The 19,100-nt window shown below is 64.6% G+C and carries 21 protein-coding genes; 12 read left to right on the top strand and 9 right to left on the bottom strand.

Going from position 1 to position 19,100, the window contains the following annotated elements; translation table 11 throughout:
- Nucleotides 1-81 precede the first annotated feature (81 nt).
- Nucleotides 82-480, bottom strand: coding sequence for a hypothetical protein (locus GGC64_RS08990; protein ID WP_192722033.1), 399 nt, complete (start codon nucleotides 478-480; stop codon nucleotides 82-84).
- Between the two features lie 6 nt (nucleotides 481-486).
- Nucleotides 487-681: a hypothetical protein gene (locus tag GGC64_RS08985; RefSeq protein ID WP_192722032.1), complete on the bottom strand. Its 195-nt coding sequence runs from the start codon at nucleotides 679-681 to the stop codon at nucleotides 487-489.
- A 13-nt stretch (nucleotides 682-694) separates the two neighbouring features.
- Here GGC64_RS08985 and GGC64_RS08980 point away from each other — a divergent pair, with 13 nt between their 5' ends.
- Nucleotides 695-2,698 carry an Ig-like domain-containing protein gene (locus GGC64_RS08980; protein WP_370582030.1) on the top strand — a complete coding sequence of 668 codons (2,004 nt, stop codon included), beginning with the start codon at nucleotides 695-697 and terminating at the stop codon, nucleotides 2,696-2,698.
- Between the two features lie 73 nt (nucleotides 2,699-2,771).
- Here the strand turns inward: GGC64_RS08980 and GGC64_RS08975 are convergent, their stop codons facing one another.
- Complete coding sequence (locus GGC64_RS08975) at nucleotides 2,772-3,161, bottom strand: hypothetical protein (RefSeq protein ID WP_192722031.1); 390 nt, start codon at nucleotides 3,159-3,161, stop codon at nucleotides 2,772-2,774.
- A gap of 6 nt (nucleotides 3,162-3,167) precedes the next feature.
- Nucleotides 3,168-3,419, bottom strand: a complete 252-nt coding sequence (locus GGC64_RS08970) for a hypothetical protein (protein WP_192722499.1) — start codon at nucleotides 3,417-3,419, stop codon at nucleotides 3,168-3,170.
- A 145-nt stretch (nucleotides 3,420-3,564) separates the two neighbouring features.
- Here GGC64_RS08970 and GGC64_RS08965 point away from each other — a divergent pair, with 145 nt between their 5' ends.
- A complete protein-coding gene (locus GGC64_RS08965; protein WP_370582029.1) occupies nucleotides 3,565-5,502 on the top strand; it encodes a hypothetical protein in 1,938 nt (645 codons plus the stop codon).
- 10 nt (nucleotides 5,503-5,512) lie between these two features.
- On the opposite strand, the gene GGC64_RS08960 is transcribed toward GGC64_RS08965, so the two are convergent.
- Genes GGC64_RS08960 through GGC64_RS08945 form a run of 4 tightly spaced genes read right to left on the bottom strand, consistent with a single transcriptional unit; the run spans nucleotide 5,513 to nucleotide 9,160 of the window.
- Nucleotides 5,513-6,412 (bottom strand): class I SAM-dependent methyltransferase, encoded by a 900-nt coding sequence (locus tag GGC64_RS08960; protein WP_192722030.1) that lies wholly within the window; start codon nucleotides 6,410-6,412, stop codon nucleotides 5,513-5,515.
- 9 nt (nucleotides 6,413-6,421) lie between these two features.
- A complete protein-coding gene (locus tag GGC64_RS08955; protein ID WP_192722029.1) occupies nucleotides 6,422-7,321 on the bottom strand; it encodes a class I SAM-dependent methyltransferase in 900 nt (299 codons plus the stop codon).
- Between the two features lie 7 nt (nucleotides 7,322-7,328).
- Entirely contained in the window at nucleotides 7,329-8,225 is an 897-nt protein-coding gene (locus GGC64_RS08950; protein WP_192722028.1) for a class I SAM-dependent methyltransferase, read from the bottom strand.
- Nucleotides 8,225-9,160, bottom strand: a complete 936-nt coding sequence (locus GGC64_RS08945; RefSeq protein ID WP_192722027.1) for a class I SAM-dependent methyltransferase — start codon at nucleotides 9,158-9,160, stop codon at nucleotides 8,225-8,227. The genes GGC64_RS08950 and GGC64_RS08945 overlap by 1 nt, the downstream gene beginning before the upstream one ends.
- Before the next feature lie 281 nt (nucleotides 9,161-9,441).
- Between GGC64_RS08945 and secY the strand changes: the two genes are divergently transcribed.
- From secY to GGC64_RS08895, 10 genes are all read left to right on the top strand, one after another.
- Nucleotides 9,442-10,779 (top strand): preprotein translocase subunit SecY, encoded by a 1,338-nt coding sequence (gene secY / locus GGC64_RS08940; RefSeq protein ID WP_192722026.1) that lies wholly within the window; start codon nucleotides 9,442-9,444, stop codon nucleotides 10,777-10,779.
- On the top strand, nucleotides 10,776-11,324 hold the full coding sequence (locus GGC64_RS08935) for an adenylate kinase (protein WP_192722025.1): 549 nt from the start codon (nucleotides 10,776-10,778) through the stop codon (nucleotides 11,322-11,324). Before secY ends, GGC64_RS08935 begins: the two co-directional genes overlap by 4 nt.
- A gap of 3 nt (nucleotides 11,325-11,327) precedes the next feature.
- The gene (gene map / locus GGC64_RS08930) at nucleotides 11,328-12,125 is read left to right on the top strand and encodes a type I methionyl aminopeptidase (RefSeq protein WP_192722024.1); all 798 of its coding nucleotides are present in this window, start codon (nucleotides 11,328-11,330) and stop codon (nucleotides 12,123-12,125) included.
- 103 nt (nucleotides 12,126-12,228) lie between these two features.
- Nucleotides 12,229-12,723, top strand: a complete 495-nt coding sequence (locus GGC64_RS08925; protein ID WP_255528873.1) for a sigma-70 family RNA polymerase sigma factor — start codon at nucleotides 12,229-12,231, stop codon at nucleotides 12,721-12,723.
- Nucleotides 12,720-13,460, top strand: coding sequence for an anti-sigma factor (locus tag GGC64_RS08920; RefSeq protein WP_192722022.1), 741 nt, complete (start codon nucleotides 12,720-12,722; stop codon nucleotides 13,458-13,460). Before GGC64_RS08925 ends, GGC64_RS08920 begins: the two co-directional genes overlap by 4 nt.
- Before the next feature lie 73 nt (nucleotides 13,461-13,533).
- The gene (locus tag GGC64_RS08915; RefSeq protein ID WP_192722021.1) at nucleotides 13,534-15,231 is read left to right on the top strand and encodes a thiamine pyrophosphate-binding protein; all 1,698 of its coding nucleotides are present in this window, start codon (nucleotides 13,534-13,536) and stop codon (nucleotides 15,229-15,231) included.
- A complete protein-coding gene (locus GGC64_RS08910; protein WP_192722020.1) occupies nucleotides 15,212-15,877 on the top strand; it encodes an SRPBCC family protein in 666 nt (221 codons plus the stop codon). Before GGC64_RS08915 ends, GGC64_RS08910 begins: the two co-directional genes overlap by 20 nt.
- A 7-nt stretch (nucleotides 15,878-15,884) precedes the next feature.
- Complete coding sequence (locus GGC64_RS08905) at nucleotides 15,885-16,904, top strand: 3-oxoacyl-[acyl-carrier-protein] synthase III C-terminal domain-containing protein (RefSeq protein ID WP_192722019.1); 1,020 nt, start codon at nucleotides 15,885-15,887, stop codon at nucleotides 16,902-16,904.
- Complete coding sequence (locus tag GGC64_RS08900) at nucleotides 16,904-17,941, top strand: histidinol-phosphate transaminase (protein WP_192722018.1); 1,038 nt, start codon at nucleotides 16,904-16,906, stop codon at nucleotides 17,939-17,941. Before GGC64_RS08905 ends, GGC64_RS08900 begins: the two co-directional genes overlap by 1 nt.
- A gap of 42 nt (nucleotides 17,942-17,983) precedes the next feature.
- Nucleotides 17,984-18,487 carry a MarR family transcriptional regulator gene (locus tag GGC64_RS08895; protein WP_192722017.1) on the top strand — a complete coding sequence of 168 codons (504 nt, stop codon included), beginning with the start codon at nucleotides 17,984-17,986 and terminating at the stop codon, nucleotides 18,485-18,487.
- Here the strand turns inward: GGC64_RS08895 and GGC64_RS08890 are convergent, their stop codons facing one another.
- The gene (locus tag GGC64_RS08890) at nucleotides 18,488-19,093 is read right to left on the bottom strand and encodes a TetR/AcrR family transcriptional regulator (RefSeq protein ID WP_192722016.1); all 606 of its coding nucleotides are present in this window, start codon (nucleotides 19,091-19,093) and stop codon (nucleotides 18,488-18,490) included. It abuts the gene before it with no gap.
- Between the last annotated feature and the right edge of the window lie 7 nt (nucleotides 19,094-19,100).

Here is a 19,100-nt window from a genome sequence, read left to right as displayed (position 1 = left end):
GGCAAGTGAATCGCTGCGCCGAACGTCCACTTCGAGGCACTTGGGGATGAGTATGGGCGCACCGATTTCGCATGTGAGCTCCTACGGCCGCCATGTAGGTCGAGTTGGCGCCCTGGCCGCGGCCTTGGGGATCGGGGTGATGGTGGTTGCCTCGCCGGGTGTGGCTACGGCCGACACTTCGAGTGCAGCGTCGACATCGCAAGACAGTTCGGCGACCAACACGGAATCCAGCTCGTCGGCGTCGGCCCCACCGAGCACCGGAACGTCCACTACGACGACGACAGATAGCGGCTCATCCACCACCGGCGCCGGATCAACGTCGACCGCTACCGGCACGGCCACGGCTGGCGCAACATCGACGTCCGGCACGACGTCGTCGACTACCCAGGTTGGGCCGGGTGTGACTGTGAGTAGCAGCGGTGGGGCGCACACCAGCACCACCGAACCGGCAGCACCGACCCCTCCTGCGCCGACCAGCACGGAGACTCAACCGGAGCTGCCAGTTACCTCGGCGCCTGAGCCGGAGCAGCCGGCATCGAAGCCCGTTGTGCCCGAATCGAACTCGAAACACACCGCGGCCGTCACCGCTGTGTCGGCGCCTTCGTCACCGACGACCTCGGTTGCAGCTGTCAAGGTCGTCGCCGAGCGCGCGGCCACGGCGACCACGTCAACCTCGATCACTGCTGCGAGGGCGGTGGAGGCACCTGGCGCCACCAGCACGCTGGCTGCTGCGATCACACCGGTCACCGCTCCGGTCGCTCCGACGGCTCAACTCGCGATTCCGGTCACCGGGGTCGTGGGATTTCTCAACGCCGTTGTCACCAATCTGCTCAAGCCGTTCCTGGCGCCGGCCCCCGATTCGCCGGAGCCGTTGACTCCGGCGGTGTGGGCGGTGCTGGCGTGGGTGCGACGCAACTTGTTCAACCAGTCGCCGACCATCAACTACAACCCGACGACGACGGTGCAGACCGGTCAGACCGTCACCGGCAAGATCGGGGCCACCGACGCCGAGGGTGATCCGTTGACCTACAAGGTCACTCAGGCGCCGCAGCACGGCACGCTGACGATCGATCAAGCAACCGGTAGCTTCACCTACACGCCCAGTGACATCAATTATGATGCGGCACAAACCGATTCGTTCACTGTGTCGGTCACGGACGGCAAGTTCAACCTGCTGGGACTGTTCACCCCGCACGGCGACCAGGAAACCATCGGCGTCACAGTGCTCAACCCCACTGTCGAACGCGTCATCCTGAACTTGCCCAACAACATATCCAACCCGAACCGGCCACGCTTCTCTGCCGACGGACAATCCCTCTACTTCAGCGCCCAACCGATAGTCGGTGGCCGCCAGGAGGTCTACCAAATCGGGATCGATGGCACCGACCTCAGATGCGTGACCTGTGGTGTCAGTACGAGCATCACGGGCGACCTGCAGAAGCCCTTACCGTTCGAAGACGGTTCCGGGCGGGTTCTGATTCGGATCACAACCGGCCCAGACAAGTACACGTACGTGATTTTCGAAGACGGTGTCGCCGGCAAGCAGTTGGTTCCCCTAACCACGCCGGACAGTCCGACGTTTGTCGTTGATCGGCAACGCGAGGTGAAGGTTTCGCCCGACGGAACGCACCTGTTGTTCAGCCGATTGGAGTTAGGCACCAACGGCTACGTCGCTATCGTCCCGGTCGTGGGCACCTTGGTGCGCACTGCGAACGGATACATCATCGATGACGCGCGTGTGGTCGCACCTTACGGCGAAGGTAAGTCGTGGACGCCCGATGGCAAGAGCGCGATCATTCAGGGCGGGCAGTACGACGCAGGCAACGTCGACGCCATCAAGGTCGACCTTGCCACGGGGAACATCACCCGGGTGACCGCCGGTCTGGATTACGAAGAGAACGTCTTCGAATCGCCCAACGGGAAGTGGATTGTCGCCGGGAGTACGCGAGGGCTTGACGCGCTGACGCCAATGTCGCGGATCGTACGGCCGGCATTCCTGCCGGCCTACATCGTCGGCCCGGTGTACCTCGCCTATGCCTCGCCCGTGAACGTTTCGAATCAAGCATGGGTGGTCGCGATCGACGATGAGCTCAAGCGAGAAAACGGCCTCCCACTGATCGTCGAGGGCGACGGATATGCCGGGCAGAGCATGCCTGGCTGGAGCCCCACCGGGAACGCGGTCGCCTTCTGGGAGCAGAGCAAGGATGATCCGACCGACACGCGTCTCGTCATCGCCAACCTGAAGTACACGACGAGCGTCGGAGGGGTAGAGGGTGACAAGTCGACCCCGCAACTGTCGTCGACCATGCCCAAGCTGAGCACGTACGTTCCCAGCGCCCCGGCCCTGCCGCCGACAGGCACGTACGCCGGGGCCGGGGGCGGCACGGCCACGGTGACCGAGACCCCCGACCCGACGCAGGCCGGCCACACCATCCGCACCGTCGTTTACTCCGACTACGTCAACGAAGACGGAATGGTCCTCAACGGCACCGAATCAACCAACATCACCGCCAACCAACTCTCCATCCACTACACCGCCAACATCACGGTCACCGGAACGCACACCGGCTACCTGCGCGGTGATGCGACGGTCGTGAACCGCCAAACACTGAACGGCTACATCACTTCCGAACTCGATGGAGACGTGCAAAGCATCCTGGACCCGGCCGACGTAGCTGCCGCGCAATCGGGCGTCTAACTACCCACCAATCGGAAGCACTCAAGGAGGATCACATGAGGACATCGACTTCCGACGTCAGCACCTATGGACGTTATATCGGTCGCGTCGGTGCATTGGCCGCGGCGTTGGGTATCGGGGTGATGGTCGTTACTTCGCCAGGTCTGGCGAGCGCGGACACTTCGAGTACATCGTCGACGTCGCAAGACAGTTCGGCGACCAACACGGAATCCAGCTCGTCGGCGTCGGTCCCACCGAGCACTGGAACGTCCACTACGACGACGACAGATAGCGGCTCATCCACCACCGGCGCCGGATCATCGTCGACCGCTACCGGCACGGCCACGGCTGGCGCAACATCGACGTCCGGCACGACGTCGTCGACTACCCAGGTTGGGCCGGGTGTGACTGTGAGTAGCAGCGGTGGGGCGCACACCAGCACCACCGAACCGGCAGCACCGACCCCTCCTGCGCCGACCAGCACGGAGGCTCAACCGGAGCTGCCAGTTACCTCGGCGCCTGAGTCGGAGCAGCCGGCATCGAAGCCCGTTGTGCCCGAATCGAACTCGAAACACACCGCGGCCGTCGCCGCTGTGTCGGCGCCTTCGTCACCGACGACCTCGGTTGCAGCTGTCAAGGTCGTCGCCGAGCGCGCGGCCACGGCGACCACGTCAACCTCGATCACTGCTGCGAGGGCGGAGCAGGCACCTGGCGCCACCAGCACGCTCGCTGCTGCGATCACACCGGTCACCGCTCCGGTCGCACCGACGGCTCAACTCGCGATTCCGGTCACCGGGGTCGTGGGATTTCTCAACGCCGTTGTCACCAATCTGCTCAAGCCGTTCCTGGCGCCGGCCCCCGATTCGCCGGAGCCGTTGACTCCGGCGGTGTGGGCGGTGCTGGCGTGGGTGCGACGCAATCTGTTCAACCAGTCGCCGACCATCAACTACAACCCGACGACGACGGTGCAGACCGGTCAGACCGTCACCGGCAAGATCGGGGCCACCGACGCCGAGGGTGATCCGTTGACCTACAAGGTCACTCAGGCGCCGCAGCACGGCACGCTGACGATCGATCAAGCAACCGGTAGCTTCACCTACACGCCCAGTGACATCAATTATGATGCGGCACAAACCGATTCGTTCACTGTGTCGGTCACGGACGGCAAGTTCAATCTGCTGAGCTTGTTCACCGCCCATAGCGACCAGCAGACCATCGGTCTCGCCGTGCAATCTCCCACCGCCGAGCGCGTGATCGTCTCCTTGCCTGTAGGCATGACCGACGCGGCCATTCCACGTTTCGCCGCCGACGGGAAATCCCTTTTGTTCAGCGCGACACCACCGGGCGCTGCGGCCGACGCACGCCGGGAGATCTATCAGGTCAGTCCCGACGGCACTGGTCTGCGTTGCCTGACGTGTGGACTGGCCGACCCGACTCCTCTGCCCGGCGGCACCACTGCCCCCCGGGATCTGTATAAGCCAGTGCCTTTCGAGGATGGGTCGGGTCGCATTCTGATGCAATCCCGGTCAGGGGGCTCTTATACCAACGTCGTTTTGGAAAGCGATGCCAACGGAACACGGCTGGTACGCGTGTTCACCCCGCCCGGCAAGCCCGGCGTCATTGCCACCGACCCCCAGCGCGAGATGCGAGTTTCCCCAGACGGGACGCACGTGCTGTTCAGCCAAATTCAGCTCGTTCCAAACCCGTTGGATCCCCCCGGCTTCATCACGGCCGTCCCGGTCGTCGGCACGTTGACCCGCACCACGAACGCGACGACAGGCGCGCTGGAATATCGCATCACCGATGCGCGGGTGGTCTATCCGGTTGGTGAGGGCAAGCAATGGACGCATGACGGCAAAGGCGTGATCGTTCAGGGCGGCCTCTATGAGTCGGGCAACGTCGATGACATCGTCGTAGACCTCGCCACGGGGAATGTGACCCGGCTGACCGGCAACCTCGACTACGACGAAGACGCCGATCTGTCGCCCAACAACCAGTGGATAACGATCGACAGTGCACGCGGCCTTGACGCGCTGACACCGGTGTCGAGGATCGTGCGGCCGGCGTTCCTGCCGCTCCTGATCCAAGGCTCGGTCTACACCGTGTATGCGGGCTCGTCCGATGCCTACAATGTTTCCAATCAGCCGTGGCTGATCGCGGTCGAGGATGATCTCAAGCGCGAGAACGGAATTCCACTTTTCGTCAGTGACGACCCGAACACTCCCGAAGACGAAGGCGACAATTACACCGCCCGAAGCATGCCGAGCTGGAATGCCGACGGTACCGCGGTTGCGTTCTGGGAAGCTGACTCCACAGACCCGACGGGTGAGAGATCACGGCTGGTTGTGGCCAACCTGAAGTACACAACCAGCGTCGGTTCAGTGGCAGACAAAACGACGCCAGCCCTGTCGTCCACATTGCCGACGCTTGCCTCCAACACTCCTCAGCAGGTGAAGCTGCTGCCAACCGGGACGTACACCGGCACCGGAGGCGGCACTGCGTTAGTCACCGAGTCGACGGACGCCACAACAGGTCACATCACCCGCACGGTCACCTACACCAATTACGTCAATGACCAGGGGATGATTCTGAACGGCACCGAGTCAACCGATCAGAGCGCCGCACAGAACACAATCCATTACCAGGCGGCCGTCACGGTGACGGGAACTCACACCGGTTCCTTGACGGGCGACGTGACCATCAACAAGTTGACGCGCACGATTACCCCGACAACCCCCGGCTCGCAGATCCAGTCCACCCTCGATGGCGACACGCTGGTCCTCTTGGATCCGGCGAGGGTGGACGCGGCTCGAGCGGGTACGTAGTCGGTCGGACCTAGCGCTTCACCGCGGCGACGTAGCTGAGGTTCGAGAAGAACCCGATCGTCTCGTTCTCGGGGAACTCAAAGCCGTTGGCGGCGTAGGCCTCTCGCATGGCCTGCGCCGTCACGTCCCAGCCGTGTCCCTCCAGATACTCGATGACGTGGCTGCGCTCGCCGTGGTAGATGAGGTCACCCATCTCGATATCGTGGCCGTACTTCTTCATCCGTTCTCTGATCTGCTGTGCGCGCTCATCGGAGAACATGCTGACGCCCGGAATGTGCTCGGTTGCGACCCGACTGCCGGGGGCGCTGAGCTCGTTGATCCGGTCGAACAACAGGTCCTGTGCCTCGGGCGGAAGGTAGATCAGTAGGCCCTCGGCGATCCAAGCGGTGGGCTGGCCTGGATCGAAGCCGTTGTCCAGCAGCGCTTTCGGCCAGTCGTTGCGCAGATCGATCGCGATCGTGACGCGGTTCGCTTTGGGCTTGGCGTCCAGCCCTGCCAGCGTATTCGATTTGAAGTCGATGACCTCAGGCTGGTCGAGTTCGTAGACAGTCGTGCCGTCAGCCCAGTCCAGTCGATAAGCCCGCGCATCGAGTCCGGCGGCAAGGATCACTGCCTGTCGCACACCAACGGCGGTCCCGTCGGTGAACAGCTTGTCGAACCAACGGGTGCGCACCGCCATGCCTTCGGCCGCCCGGCGCATCTTGAATTCCGGATTCACGTCTTCGAAAACGATGTCACCGTCGAGCGCCTGAATGAAGAAGTCCAAGCCGACGGCGCGCACCAGTGGCTCGGCGAACGGGTCGTCGATCAGGCCCTCTCGATTTGCGAGCGCCCTCTGCGCGGCAACCATCGTGGCGGTGGCGCCCACGCTGGACGCCAGATCCCAGGTATCACCTTCTGTACGTGGCATGCGATTCTCCTAGTCGAGGATTGCCGAGAGATAACCGCTGTCGCCGGCGAAGGCGGTCAGCTCATCCTCGGGATACTGGAAACCATTGATTGCATAGGCTTTTCGGTTCGGCCGGATGGTGACGTCCCAGCCCTTGGAGATCAGGTACTGGTCGGCCCGGTTGCGATCGGCCGTGTAGAACAGCTCGGCGAGGTTGAGGTCGGAGCCCATGCGGCGTGACCTCTCGGAGAGCCTCTCGACCCACTCGTCAGGCGACCCCTGAAAATCCATGTGCTCGGTCGCCAGCCTGCTGCCCGGCGCGCTGAGCGCGGTGACGTTGTCGAACAACCGGTCCTGAGCGTCGGGCGGCAAGTAGATCAGCAGGCCCTCGGCAATCCACGCAGTGGGGAGCCGTGGGTCAAATCCGCTGTCCCGCAACGCCGCCGGCCAGTCATCGCGCAGATCGACGGAAACCGTCCGCCGGGTGGCCGCGGGTTGTGCGCCCAAACCTTCGAGCACGCGGGTCTTGAACTCGATCACTTGTGGCTGGTCGACTTCGAACACCACCGCTTCCCGCGGCCAGGGAAGCCGATAGGCGCGGGTGTCCAAACCTGATGCCAGAATCACCGCCTGGCGAATACCTGCGGATACGGCCCCGATGAAAAAGTCATCGAAAAACCTTGTGCGCACGGCGATCTGCTCACATATCTGCTGGCGGTTGAACAGCGGATCGTCGCCGTACTCCAGTTCGCCGTCGGCGAACTTGTTGAGATGTTCGAGACCGACCGCCTTGACGAGCGCGTCGGCGTAGGGGTCGTTGATAAGCGGATTGGGCTGTTTGGACGCCAACGCGCGGGAGGCGGCCACGCCGGTTGCGGTCGCACCCACGCTGGACGCCAGATCCCAGGTGTCACCCTCGGTTCGGGCCATGAGTCTCCTACTTTCGTGTCGCGATGACCGCCAGTGAGGTACTGAGCGGCGCAACGTCGTCGGTAACGGGAAATTCCCTGCCGTAGCCGGCGAACACCTCGCGCCGCGTTCGCGTCGACACCTGCCAGCCGTGTCCGGTCAGGTATTCGCCCACGTGGCTGCGCTCGCCGGGAATGAACAGCTGCGACAAGTCGACGTCAAACCCATGTTCGCGCCACTGTCCGCCCAAGCGTTTCGTCCGCTCCGCGACCGCAGCACCCGCATCGGGGTGATATTCGGTGGCGAGTCGACTGCCAGGCGCGCTGAGCGCGGTGATGTTGTCGAACAGCCGGTCCTGGGCATCCGGCGGCAGATACGGCAGCAAGCCTTCTGCGCTCCACGCGGTGGGCTGAGCTTCATCAAAACCACAGGCGCGCAACGCGGCCGGCCAGTCCTCGCGCAGGTCGATGGCGACGGTGCGGCGCTGCGCGGTCGGTGTCGCGCCGATCGCGGTCATCGTCGTGGTCTTGAATTCGATCACCTGCGGCTGGTCGATCTCGTAGACGACCGTGCCAGGCGCCCACGCCAACCGGTACGGCCGCGAGTCCAATCCACTGGCCAGAATCACCGCCTGCGCGATGCCCGCCGCGCCTGCTTCGGTGAAGAAATCATCGAAGAAGCGGGTGCGCACCGCGATCACGCTGCCCATCAGCCGAGGACCGTCCCCCTCCGGTAGCGGGATCTCGCCGTTCACCAGCCGGGTGAAGAAGTCGACGCCGACCGCCCGCACCAGATCCGCGGCGAACGGGTCATTGATCAGCGGCTCTTGCTCGAGGCTGGCCAGCGCCCGCGCCGCGGCGACCATGGTGGCCGTCGCCCCCACGCTCGACGCCAGATCCCAACTGTCGGCATCGGATCGGGTCATCAGTGCGCTCCTTTCAGCACGCCCCTGACGTACTGCAGATCGCCGAAGTTTCCCTCGTCGTCGACTTCGAGAGGCGGCATCCCGTAGGCGGCGAACAGCTCCGTGACGCTGTTTCGGCTCAACTGCCAGCCGTGCTCACCGAGATAGGCGGCTGCCTCGTTGCGATCACCGAGGTAGACGAGTTCGGCGAAATCGAGGTCGAAGCCGTGGTCGCGCCACCGCGCCGAAGCGGCCTGCATGCGCTGGATCGCCCTCTCGTGATCGTCGGGATTGATGTTCGGCACGCTTTCCACCGCCACCCAGCTGCCGGGCGCGCTGAGTTCGGTGATGGTGTCCAGCAGTCGGTCCTGTGCATCAGGCGGTAGGTATCCGAGCAGTCCTTCTGCACTCCATGCCGTCGGCTGGTTCGGGTCGAAACCCTCCTCGATGAGCGCGGAGGGCCAGTCGTAACGCAGGTCCATCGCGACGGTGCGCCGCTTCGCGGTCGGTTCGGCACCAAGGTCGGCGAGCACGCGGGTCTTGAACTCGATCACCTCGGGCTGGTCGATCTCATAGACCGTGGTCCCTGCCGGCCACGCGAGCCGGTATGCGCGGGAATCCAGCCCCGAAGCGAGAATCACGGCTTGACGGACGCCGGCCGCCCCCGCGCCAAGAAAGAAGTCGTCGAAGAACTTGGTCCGCACCGCCATGTTGTCGGCCATCCGTTGCATGCCGACCGACTGGCTGTCGATGTCGAGGTCCTCGGGGCGCAACTCACCGGTGACGAGGCGGGTGAAGAAGTCCACGCCCACTGCACGGACGAGCGGTTCGGCGTAAGGATCGTCGATCAACGGATGCTCGGCTGTGGTGGCCATCGCGCGGGCCGCCGCCACCATGGTGGCCGTCGCCCCAACGCTGGATGCCAGATCCCACGAGTCGTTGTCCGTGCGTGCCATGCCGCAAAACCCCTTATCGACGTAGTAGAAGGCCGTTACTTAGGTGATGTAATGACCCGTCGCCGACTGTACGCTCGGATTCTGAATGCAGTCCGTGCCGCGGTTGCCCACGATGGATGCGGGGCGGAACAACCTCAACTGTTAGTCTCGTAGACTGTTTGACGCGTGACTTCGCAGGCTACGAGCCTGACAGGGGTGCGCGCAGGACTTAAACCAAGACGCTGGTGAAACCAGCCCCATTCGCACGCCGGGAACTACGGGTCGGCTGCGCAGGAGGAAGAGTGCTCTCGGCTTTCATCTCTTCGCTCAGGACAGTCGACCTGAGGCGAAAGATCCTATTCACGATTGGCATCGTGATTCTGTACCGGATCGGTGCCTCGATCCCCTCGCCGGGCGTCAACTACCCGAACGTACAGAAGTGCGTCGAGCAGGTCAGCGGCGGTGACTCGGCGCAGATCTACTCGCTGATCAACCTGTTCTCCGGCGGTGCACTGTTGCACCTAACCGTGTTCGCGGTCGGCATCATGCCGTACATCACCGCGAGCATCATCGTGCAGCTGCTGACCGTGGTCATTCCGCGCTTCGAGCAGCTGCGCAAGGAGGGCCAGGCGGGCCAGACCAAGATGACGCAGTACACGCGTTATCTCGCGGTTGCGCTTGCGATCCTTCAGGCCACCAGTGTGGTGGCGCTGGCCGCCAACGGTGGGCTCTTCCCGAGCTGCACCCTGGACATCATCCAGGGCCAGAGCGAGGGCCTGAACATCTTCACGATGGTCGTCATGGTGCTCGTGATGACGGCAGCCGCGTCGTTGCTGATGTGGATGGGCGAGCTGGTCACCGAGCGCGGTATCGGCAACGGCATGTCGCTGCTGATCTTCGCCGGCATCGCGGCGCGTATCCCGGTCGAGTACAAGACGATCTTCGACAGCCGCGGCGGCCTGGCATTCGGCGTTGTCTGCCTGGCGACGCTGGCGATCATCGTCGGCGTGGTGTTCGTCGAGCAGGGCCAACGACGCATCCCGGTGCAGTACGCCAAGCGCATGGTCGGCCGACGCATGTACGGCGGCACGTCGACGTATCTGCCGCTCAAGGTCAACCAGGCCGGCGTCATCCCGGTGATCTTCGCGTCCTCGCTGATCTACATCCCGCATCTGATCACCCAGCTGATCCAGGGCGGAAATGCCAATTCCGGCAACAGCTGGTGGTCCCGCTTCATCGCCCAACACCTGACCAACCCATCCGATCCGGCGTACATCGCGATCTACTTCGGGCTGATCATCTTCTTCACCTACTTCTACGTGTCGATCACGTTCAACCCGGACGAACGTGCGGACGAGATGAAGAAGTTCGGCGGCTTCATTCCCGGCATCCGCCCCGGCAAACCCACCGCCGACTACCTGCGCTACGTGCTGAGTCGCATTACCCTGCCGGGCTCGATCTACCTGGGCGTGATCGCCGTGCTGCCCAACATGTTCCTCGACATCAGCGGCGGCGGCGGTGTGCAGAACATTCCGTTCGGCGGAACCGCAGTTCTGATCATGATCGGCGTCGCACTGGATACCGTGAAACAGATCGAGAGCCAGCTGATGCAACGCAACTACGAAGGGTTCCTGAAGTGAGAGTCGTTCTACTGGGACCGCCCGGCGCGGGCAAAGGCACGCAGGCGCAGAAGCTCTCCGAGAAGCTCGGCATCCCGCAGATCTCGACCGGGGACCTGTTCCGCAAGAACATCAGCGAGGGCACCCCGCTGGGTGTCGAAGCGAAGCGCTACCTCGACGCCGGTGATCTGGTGCCGTCGGAGTTGACGAACAAGCTGGTCGAGGACCGCATCGAGCAGGCCGACGCCGCTGACGGCTTCATTCTCGACGGCTACCCCCGTTCGGTGGAGCAGGCCAAGGCGCTCGACGAGATGCTGAAGAACCACAACACCAAGCTCGACGCGGTGCTGGAGTTCTCCGTCTCTGAAGAGGAGCTGTTCGCGCGCCTCAAGGGCCGTGGTCGCGCCGACGACACCGAAGAGGTCATCCACAACCGGATGCAGGTCTACCGCGACGAGACCGAGCCGCTGCTGGAGTACTACAGCCACAACAACCTGCAGCGGGTCGACGCCGTCGGCGCGCTCGACGAGGTGTTCGCGCGGGCCCTGCGGGCGCTCGGTCGGTAGTAGATGATCGGCCTTCCGGGGCTGCGCAACCGCAAGGTCGTCGCGCAGCGCAGTGCAGGCGAACTCGATGCAATGGCGGCGGCCGGGTCGCTGGTCGCCTCCGCGCTGCTGGCCGTCCGCCAGGCCGCGGCGCCGGGCGTGTCGACGCTGGCTCTCGACGAGATCGCCGAATCCATCATCCGCGACGGCGGCGGTGTCCCGTCGTTTCTCGGCTATCACGGCTTTCCGGCAAGCATCTGCGCATCGGTGAATGACCGTGTGGTCCATGGCATTCCGTCGGCAAGCGAGATACTGGCCGCCGGTGATCTGGTGTCCATCGACTGCGGCGCGATCCTCGACGGTTGGCACGGCGACTCTGCCGTCACCTTCGGCATCGGTGCGTTGATCCCCGTCGACGAAGCGCTGTCAGCGGCCACTCGTGAGTCGATGGAAGCAGGCATCGCTGCCATGGTGCCCGGCAACCGGCTCACCGACGTCTCCCATGCCATCGAGGCGGGTACGCACGCCGCGGAGGCCCGCTACGACCGAAAGTTCGGCATCGTCGCGGGCTATGGCGGCCACGGCATCGGCCGGCAGATGCACATGGACCCGTTCCTGCCCAACGAGGGCTCGCCGGGGCGCGGACCGTACCTTGCGCCGGGGTCCGTGCTGGCCATCGAACCGATGCTCACGCTCGGCACCACAAAGACCGTCGTGTTGGAGGACGAGTGGACCGTCGTCACGGCCGACGGTTCGCGCGCCGCACACTGGGAGCACACCGTGGCCGTCACAGACGACGGCCCGCGCATCCTCACCGTCTAATTCGTTCGGCCGCGCAGTGGTCACATAGCGCGTGTAATGAACTCGAGCACCACCAACGTCGTATCTAAGACGGAGGTTGGTAGTGGACGATCCAGAAGCCGCCATGATGCGGGTGCTTTATGACGAGCATGCCGCGGCGTTGTGGCGCTATGCGCTGCGGCTTACTGGGGATCAAGCGCGTGCGGAGGACGTGGTGCAGGAGACGCTGCTTCGTGCTTGGCGCCATCCCGAGGTGACCGACGAGGTCGAGCGGTCGGCAAGGGCCTGGCTGTTCACCGTGGCGCGTAACCTCATCATCGATGAGCGCCGCAGCGCGCGGTACCGCAACGAAGCCGGCACACCCGACCTCGAGCAGGTCGCTGACCGTGCCGCCCCCGACGAGGTGGACTCGGCATTGGACAGGTTGCTGCTAGGCACGGCCCTGAGCCAGCTCTCCGAGGAACATCGCGCAGTGATTCGACGGTCCTACTACCAGGGTTGGACCACCGCACAGATCGCCAAGGATCTCTCGATCGCGGAAGGCACGGTGAAATCCCGGCTTCATTACGCCGTTCGGGCGTTGCGACTCAATCTTCAGGAAATGGGGGTGACACGATGACACAATTCGGTTTTCCCCTAGGCGGTGATCTGATGGACGGCGATCGCTACGTGACCTGGGATGCGGCCTATGTCCTGGGTTCACTGACGAGCAGCGAACGGCGGGAGTACGAGGCCCACCTGGAGACGTGTGAGCGGTGCCGATCGGCGGTTGCCGAGATCAGCGGCGTGCCTGCACTACTGGCGATGATGGACCTCGAAGACGTTCGTGCGCTCGATGAGGAGACGCCCGAAACTCCGCCGCTGCGGCCCGAGGTGCTCGACTCGATCCTCGACAAGGTGCGGTGGCGCCGCAGACGGTCGCGGTGGCTGACGTCGGCCGCGGTCGGGGTCGCCGCCGCGCTGCTGGCGGTCGGTGTGGTGATCGCCATTCGTCCGGAGATCGTGGGCCTGGAGGACTACACCCCGCAGGAAACCACCCAGGCGATGGACATGGCGAAGGTGTCGGATACCCCGATCAACGCGTCGATCACGCTGACCGGATTCGGTTGGGGCACCCGCATCGACATGGCGTGCTCGTATGGCGAATGGGGCCAGGCAGGCACCATCCCTCCGCAGAACCTGGGCATGGTCGTCGTGGGCCGCGACGGCAGCCACACCGAGGTAGCTACCTGGCTCGGGTTGTCCGGCGCCACTGCGCTGCCGAGCGCCACCACCCCGATGCAGAAGGACGAAATCGCTGCGGTGCAACTGGTTTCGTCTGCCGACGGGAAGGTCTTGCTCGAACGACACTTGTGATCCGGGCCACTTGGTGAACCCAACTCGGTTGCCAGTCGTGTCACTGGTAGGGGCGGGGAGAAGCGAGTGAGAAATGGCCAGAAGGCACCGGGTTGTCGACCACATCGTCGCGTACCTGGCGACGAACGGGATCGACTATCTCTTCGGTGTCGACGGGGCCAACATCGAGGATCTCTACGACGCCGCGCATTTCCGCGATGACATCACCGCCGTCCTCGCCAAGCACGAGTTCTCCGCCGCGACCATGGCCGACGGCTACAGCCGCAGCGGCGCCGGGCTTGGCGTGGTGGTCGCGACCTCGGGCGGCGGCTGCCTGAACACGGTTCCCGGGCTCGGCGAGGCGTATGCGAGCCGGGTTCCGGTACTGGCGTTGATCGGACAACCGCCGACCACCCTTGACGGCAGAGGCTCCTTCCAGGACACCAGCGGCCGCAACGGCGCTTTGAATGCCGAGGCGTTGTTCGCCGAGGTGTCGGTGTACTGCCAGCGGGTGATGCGGGCCGACGACATCTTCACCGCGCTCCCCGAAGCGATCGCGGCCGCTGCGACTGGCGGCCCGGCTGTGTTGTTGCTGCCCAAGGATATTCAGCAATCCGAGGTCGGTGCCAACGGAGTCGTCACCGAAACCGCGGCGACGCAGCCGGGCGATCCCGAGGCCATCGCAGAAGCGCTGCGGGGCGCAGGCGGGCCGATCACGATCATCGCGGGCGAGCAGGTGGCTCGTGACGACGCGCGCGTGGAACTCGAGCGGCTGCGTGCCGTGCTGCGCGCGAGGATCGCGACGGTGCCTGACGCGAAGGACGTCGCGGGGACACCGGGCATGGGGTCGTCATCGGCACTGGGTGTCACCGGTGTGATGGGCCATCCGGGGGTCGCAACCGCGATCGCCGACAGCGCATTGTGCCTCCTGGTGGGCACGCGGATGGGCGTGACGTCGCGTGCCGGTCTGGACGACGTGCTGTCGTCGGTTCCGGTCGTTTCGATCGGTTCGGCTGCGCCGTATGTAGCGGGTCAACACGTGCACACCGACGACCTGCGCTCCTCGTTGTCGCTGCTGACGGCCGCCCTGTCGGTCGGGACGCTCGGTGTGCGGGTACCTGACGCGGTGCCGCACACCGAACTGCAACCTCCGCACGTGGACGGTCCCGGTATTCGCTATCGCGACGCGATGAGGGCGCTTGACGAGATGCTGCCCGACGGTGCGGACGTCATCGTCGACGCGGGAAACATCGGCGCGTCGGCGATTCACTATCTGCCCGTGCGGCGTGACGGCCGATTCATCGTCGCGCTCGGTATGGGCGGCATGGGATATAGCTTTGGAGCCGGCGTCGGCGTGGCGTTCGGGCGCCGTCGTCGCACCGTCGTCATCGCAGGCGACGGCTCCTTCCTGATGCACGGCATGGAGATCCACACGGCGCTGCAGTATCGCTTGCCGGTGACGTTCCTGCTCTTCGACAACCATGCCCATGCGATGTGCGTGACGCGCGAACAGCTGTTCTACGACGACCTCTACAGCTACAACCGATTTGGGCCGAGCCGATTCGGCGCAGGGCTGGCCGCGATGTTCCCCGGCGTGAACTCCGTGGACGTCGAGGACCTCGATCAGTTGCCAGGCGCGCTGCGCGCCGCATTGGAGACCGATGGCCCGTCAGTCGTCAGCGTCGAGTGCTCGGCCGACGAAATACCGCCGTTCGCAGCATTTCTCAGCACTACCGCCTCACCACCGCCCACCCCAAAGGAGAACCGCCCCCATGTCGTTGCCCGCGCTTGATGACATCACCGCCCACCGGGGTACCTCGGATCCGATCGACGATCTGGTCCGCATAGAGACCTCACCCCGGGAAACGGCCACGCCCGTCATCATGGAAATGATGCGGTCGGTGTACCCGCACGATCAGGTGTTCGGCGAGTTCTGCACCGTCAACAGCTATATCGAATGTCCGCCCGACGAACTGTTCGACTACATGTCCGACACCCGCTGCCTCGAGGAGTGGACGTACAGCCTGCGAGGGTTCACGCCGACCGAAGAACCAGGCCTGTGGCTGGCCTACGACCGATTGGGTTCGGAGACAAAGATATTCACCCGGACTCATGCCAACCGGGACGCCATGACCGTCGACTACCACTGCGCATGGGATCAGGGCAAGCATCTCTGGATGGTCTACCTGATGCGGATCGTCGATGCCGAGATCGTGTTCGACAAGCCGGGTTCGGTGGTGCTGTGGACCAACTGCCACCACCCGTTCTACGACCGCAACCCCTATCCGGAAGCCGCACCGCAGGAGCGGCCGGTGTGGGTGGGGGATTTCTGGGACATGTTCGGCGCAGGCCATCTGCTGGAGTTGAAGAACCTCAAGGCAATCGCCGAATACCGACACCACAACGGCCTGCCGGTCACGCCGGCCTGGATGAGATGAGCCCCGCGTGAACGAGCAGAGGCCAGTCAGTCTTGTCGACCTTTCGACGTATCTGCCGGGGGAGCCGATCAGCGCCGAGTATTACGCGCAGTTCGCCGACTCCGACGACCTGCGTGACAACGTGATGTTCCGGGCGCCGAAGTTTCGCCACCACGTCGCCGAGGACGAGACCGCCATCGACATGGTGCAGCGCGCGGCGGCAGGGCTGATCGAGCGCCACGGTGCCGACACCATCGCCAACGTCGACATCCTGATCACCCACACCCAAGTGCCCGATATGCCGTTCTATGGCGGCGGCGGCGGCATGGCGCATCGCCTTGGTATGAAACCGAATTGGGTACTCGATCTGCACAACGGTGGATGTGCGGCGTTCGTCCTCGGGCTGCAGATGGCGCGGCAGTTGCTGTCGTCGGGCGCAGGGGAGACGGCGTTGATCGCGATCGCGCAGAACGCCGCCGGGCAGGTGTTCGACCAACCCGGAGTGCGTCGGAAGGCGCAGGCGTCGGTGCCGGGCGACGGCGCGGCGGTCGGGTTGGTGACGCTGTCGGACGAGTCGCCGATTCTCGATGTGGAATGCCGTACCTACGGTGAGTACGCCGGCGAGATGACTATCGTGATGGATCCGCCGCGCAAGTGGTGGCAGCCTGGATCCGGTGAGCCCTACATCGGGTTCACCGAAAGCAAGATCACCAAGGTGCTTGCCCGAGGCAACCGTCAGGTGCCGGAGGTTGCATATGCGGTGTGTGACCGAATCGGTATGCAGCCCAAGGACCTTGACCTGCTCGTGACGAACCAGCCGAACCGGGTGTTCCTGCGTAACTGGCGTGAGGCGCTGGAACTGCCGAAGGAGCGCCACGTCGACACGTTCGACGACTGTGGCAACTTGTTCGCCGCTGGAATCCCGGTCAACCTTGCCCGCGCCATCTCCGAAGGCACGGTGAAGAAGGGTGATGTGGTGATGATGGCAGCGTTCGCGCACGCAGGAGATTTCGCAGGCGCCGCCGCGGTCAAGTGGGGCGGCCGCTGATGGCCACACTCAAGCGCGAATTGAGCGATGCGGTTGGTGCGCTGCCCAGCGCGCTGAACCCGATGGCGTTGTCGCTCAACGAAAATCCGTTCCCGCCACTGCCTGCTGTGCGGGCGGCGTTGATCGAGTCGATTGACGCGGCGAACCGGTACCCGGAGTTCCTGCCGGAGCGGCTGCGTGCGTTGATCGCTGGCCGGGTCGGCGTGCGCGACGAACAGGTGGTGATCGGCGCCGGTGCGACGGGGGTGATCCTGCAGGTGCTGCATGCCGTCACCAGTCCTGGCGAGAAGATGGTGATGAGCTACCCGACGTTCGACGGCTACCCGATCTTCGCGCAGATGGCGCGACTGGAATCGGTTACTGTAGCGCTGGATGTGCACGGTCGTCACGACCTGGACGCGATGGCAGAGGCGGCCGCAGACGCGCGCGTCGTCGTGGTGTGTCGGCCGCACAACCCGACGGGCACCGTCGAACCAGCGGCCGACATCGAGCACTTCCTGCAGCGGGTTCCCTCGGACACGGTGGTATTGCTGGACGAGGCCTACGTGGAGTTCCTGTCGCCGGAGTATCGGATCGACGCGCCCGCGCTCGTCGACCGCTATCCGAATGTCGTTGTGCTACGCACCTTCTCGAAGGCATATGGGCTGGCCGGCCTGCGGATCGGATACGGGTTCTGTGCCCCCGGCCTGGCCCGACGCCTGTGGACCATGCAGCCGCCGTTCGGAATGGGCATCACCAGCCTGGTCGCGGTCGCCGCCTCCTATGACGCGGAAAGCCAGCTGCGGCAACGTATTCGGATGATCGCCGCCGAGCGGCGCTACCTGCGTATGCGACTGCGGTCGATGGGCGTCTACAGCACCGACGCACATGCCAACTTCGTCTATCTACCTCCGTGGCGTGAGCCGTGGCGGGCGCTGTTCGACAGCACCGAACTGCAGGTTCGCCATTACGCCGACGGCGGTGTGCGCATCACCGTCGGCAACCGGCAGTCCACTCGCGCCGTGCTGGCCGCGGTGGCGTCGGTCGCGTTGCGCTGAGAATCTGCCAGGCGACGGCCGGTGGATGCGGTATGAAGAGGCGTGGCTTCGCAACCCGACGAGCGTGATCCGATCGCGCTCGCGCGCGAGAATTGGCAGCGGGCCGGTTGGGGCGATGTGGCCGACGGCATGGTCGCGGTGACGTCGGTGATGCGGGCTCACCAAATCCTGCTTGCCAGGGTGGAGACAGCGTTGCGCCCGTATGACCTGAGCTTTTCCCGGTACGAGTTGCTCCGGCTGCTGGCGTTCAGCCGCACCGGTGCGCTGCCGATCACCAAGGCCTCCGACCGGTTGCAGGTGCACGTCACCAGCGTCACCCACGCGATCCGGCGACTGGAAGCCGACGGACTGGTCGAGCGGTTGCCGCATCCCACCGATGGCCGCACCACATTGGTGCAGATCACCGAACTCGGCCGCTCAACGGTCGAGGACGCCACCGTCACGCTGAACAATGAAGTGTTCGCCGACATCGGGATGTCCGAAAGCCAGTCGCGCGCGCTCGCGGATTCCATCGAGACCCTGCGCCGCACCTCCGGCGACTTCTAGTCAGACCGAGGTGATCGCCCGGATCAGCCGGTCCATGACCGCTCCGGCTTCTTCTCGTGCCCTGTCGTAATCATCGGCGCGCGCGACGTAGAGCGTCATTTCGCGCATCGCCCCTAACATCGTCAACGCGGTCGCCTCGACCGGCTGAGCCGGGATGCGCCCGGTCTCAATGGCATTGGTGAGTAGGTCGCGGACCAGACCTGTGTTGTAGCGTTCCCCGATCTCGGTCCATCGGGCCAGCCCGAGGACGGCAGGCGCATCGACCAACGTGATGCGCTGAATTTCGGGATCAGAGCAGGCGTCGAGCCAGAAGTTCGCGCCAAGTCGCATCACCTCGACCGGGTCCGCCTCGTTGGCCGACACCATCGCCTCGGTCAGCCGGGCGGCCACCTCACCCTCGACGCGCTCGAAGACCGCGGCGAACAACTCCGTCTTGTCCGCGAAGTGGTGGTACAGCGCGCCGCGTGTCACACCCGCTGCGCGCACGATCGTCTCCAGTGCCACGTCGGCGAAACCGTGCTGGGCGAACAACGGCCGGGCCGCCGCGATCAGGGCCTCACGGGTATCCGCGGCGCGCTCAGCCTGGGTCCGGCGGGTGTCTGCCATAACGTCC

It is taken from the genome of Mycobacterium sp. OAS707 (assembly GCF_014873705.1).
Taxonomy (GTDB): Bacteria; Actinomycetota; Actinomycetes; order Mycobacteriales; family Mycobacteriaceae; genus Mycobacterium.
Note: the sequence above shows the minus strand (reverse complement) of the source record. Positions and strands in the feature narration are given on the sequence as shown.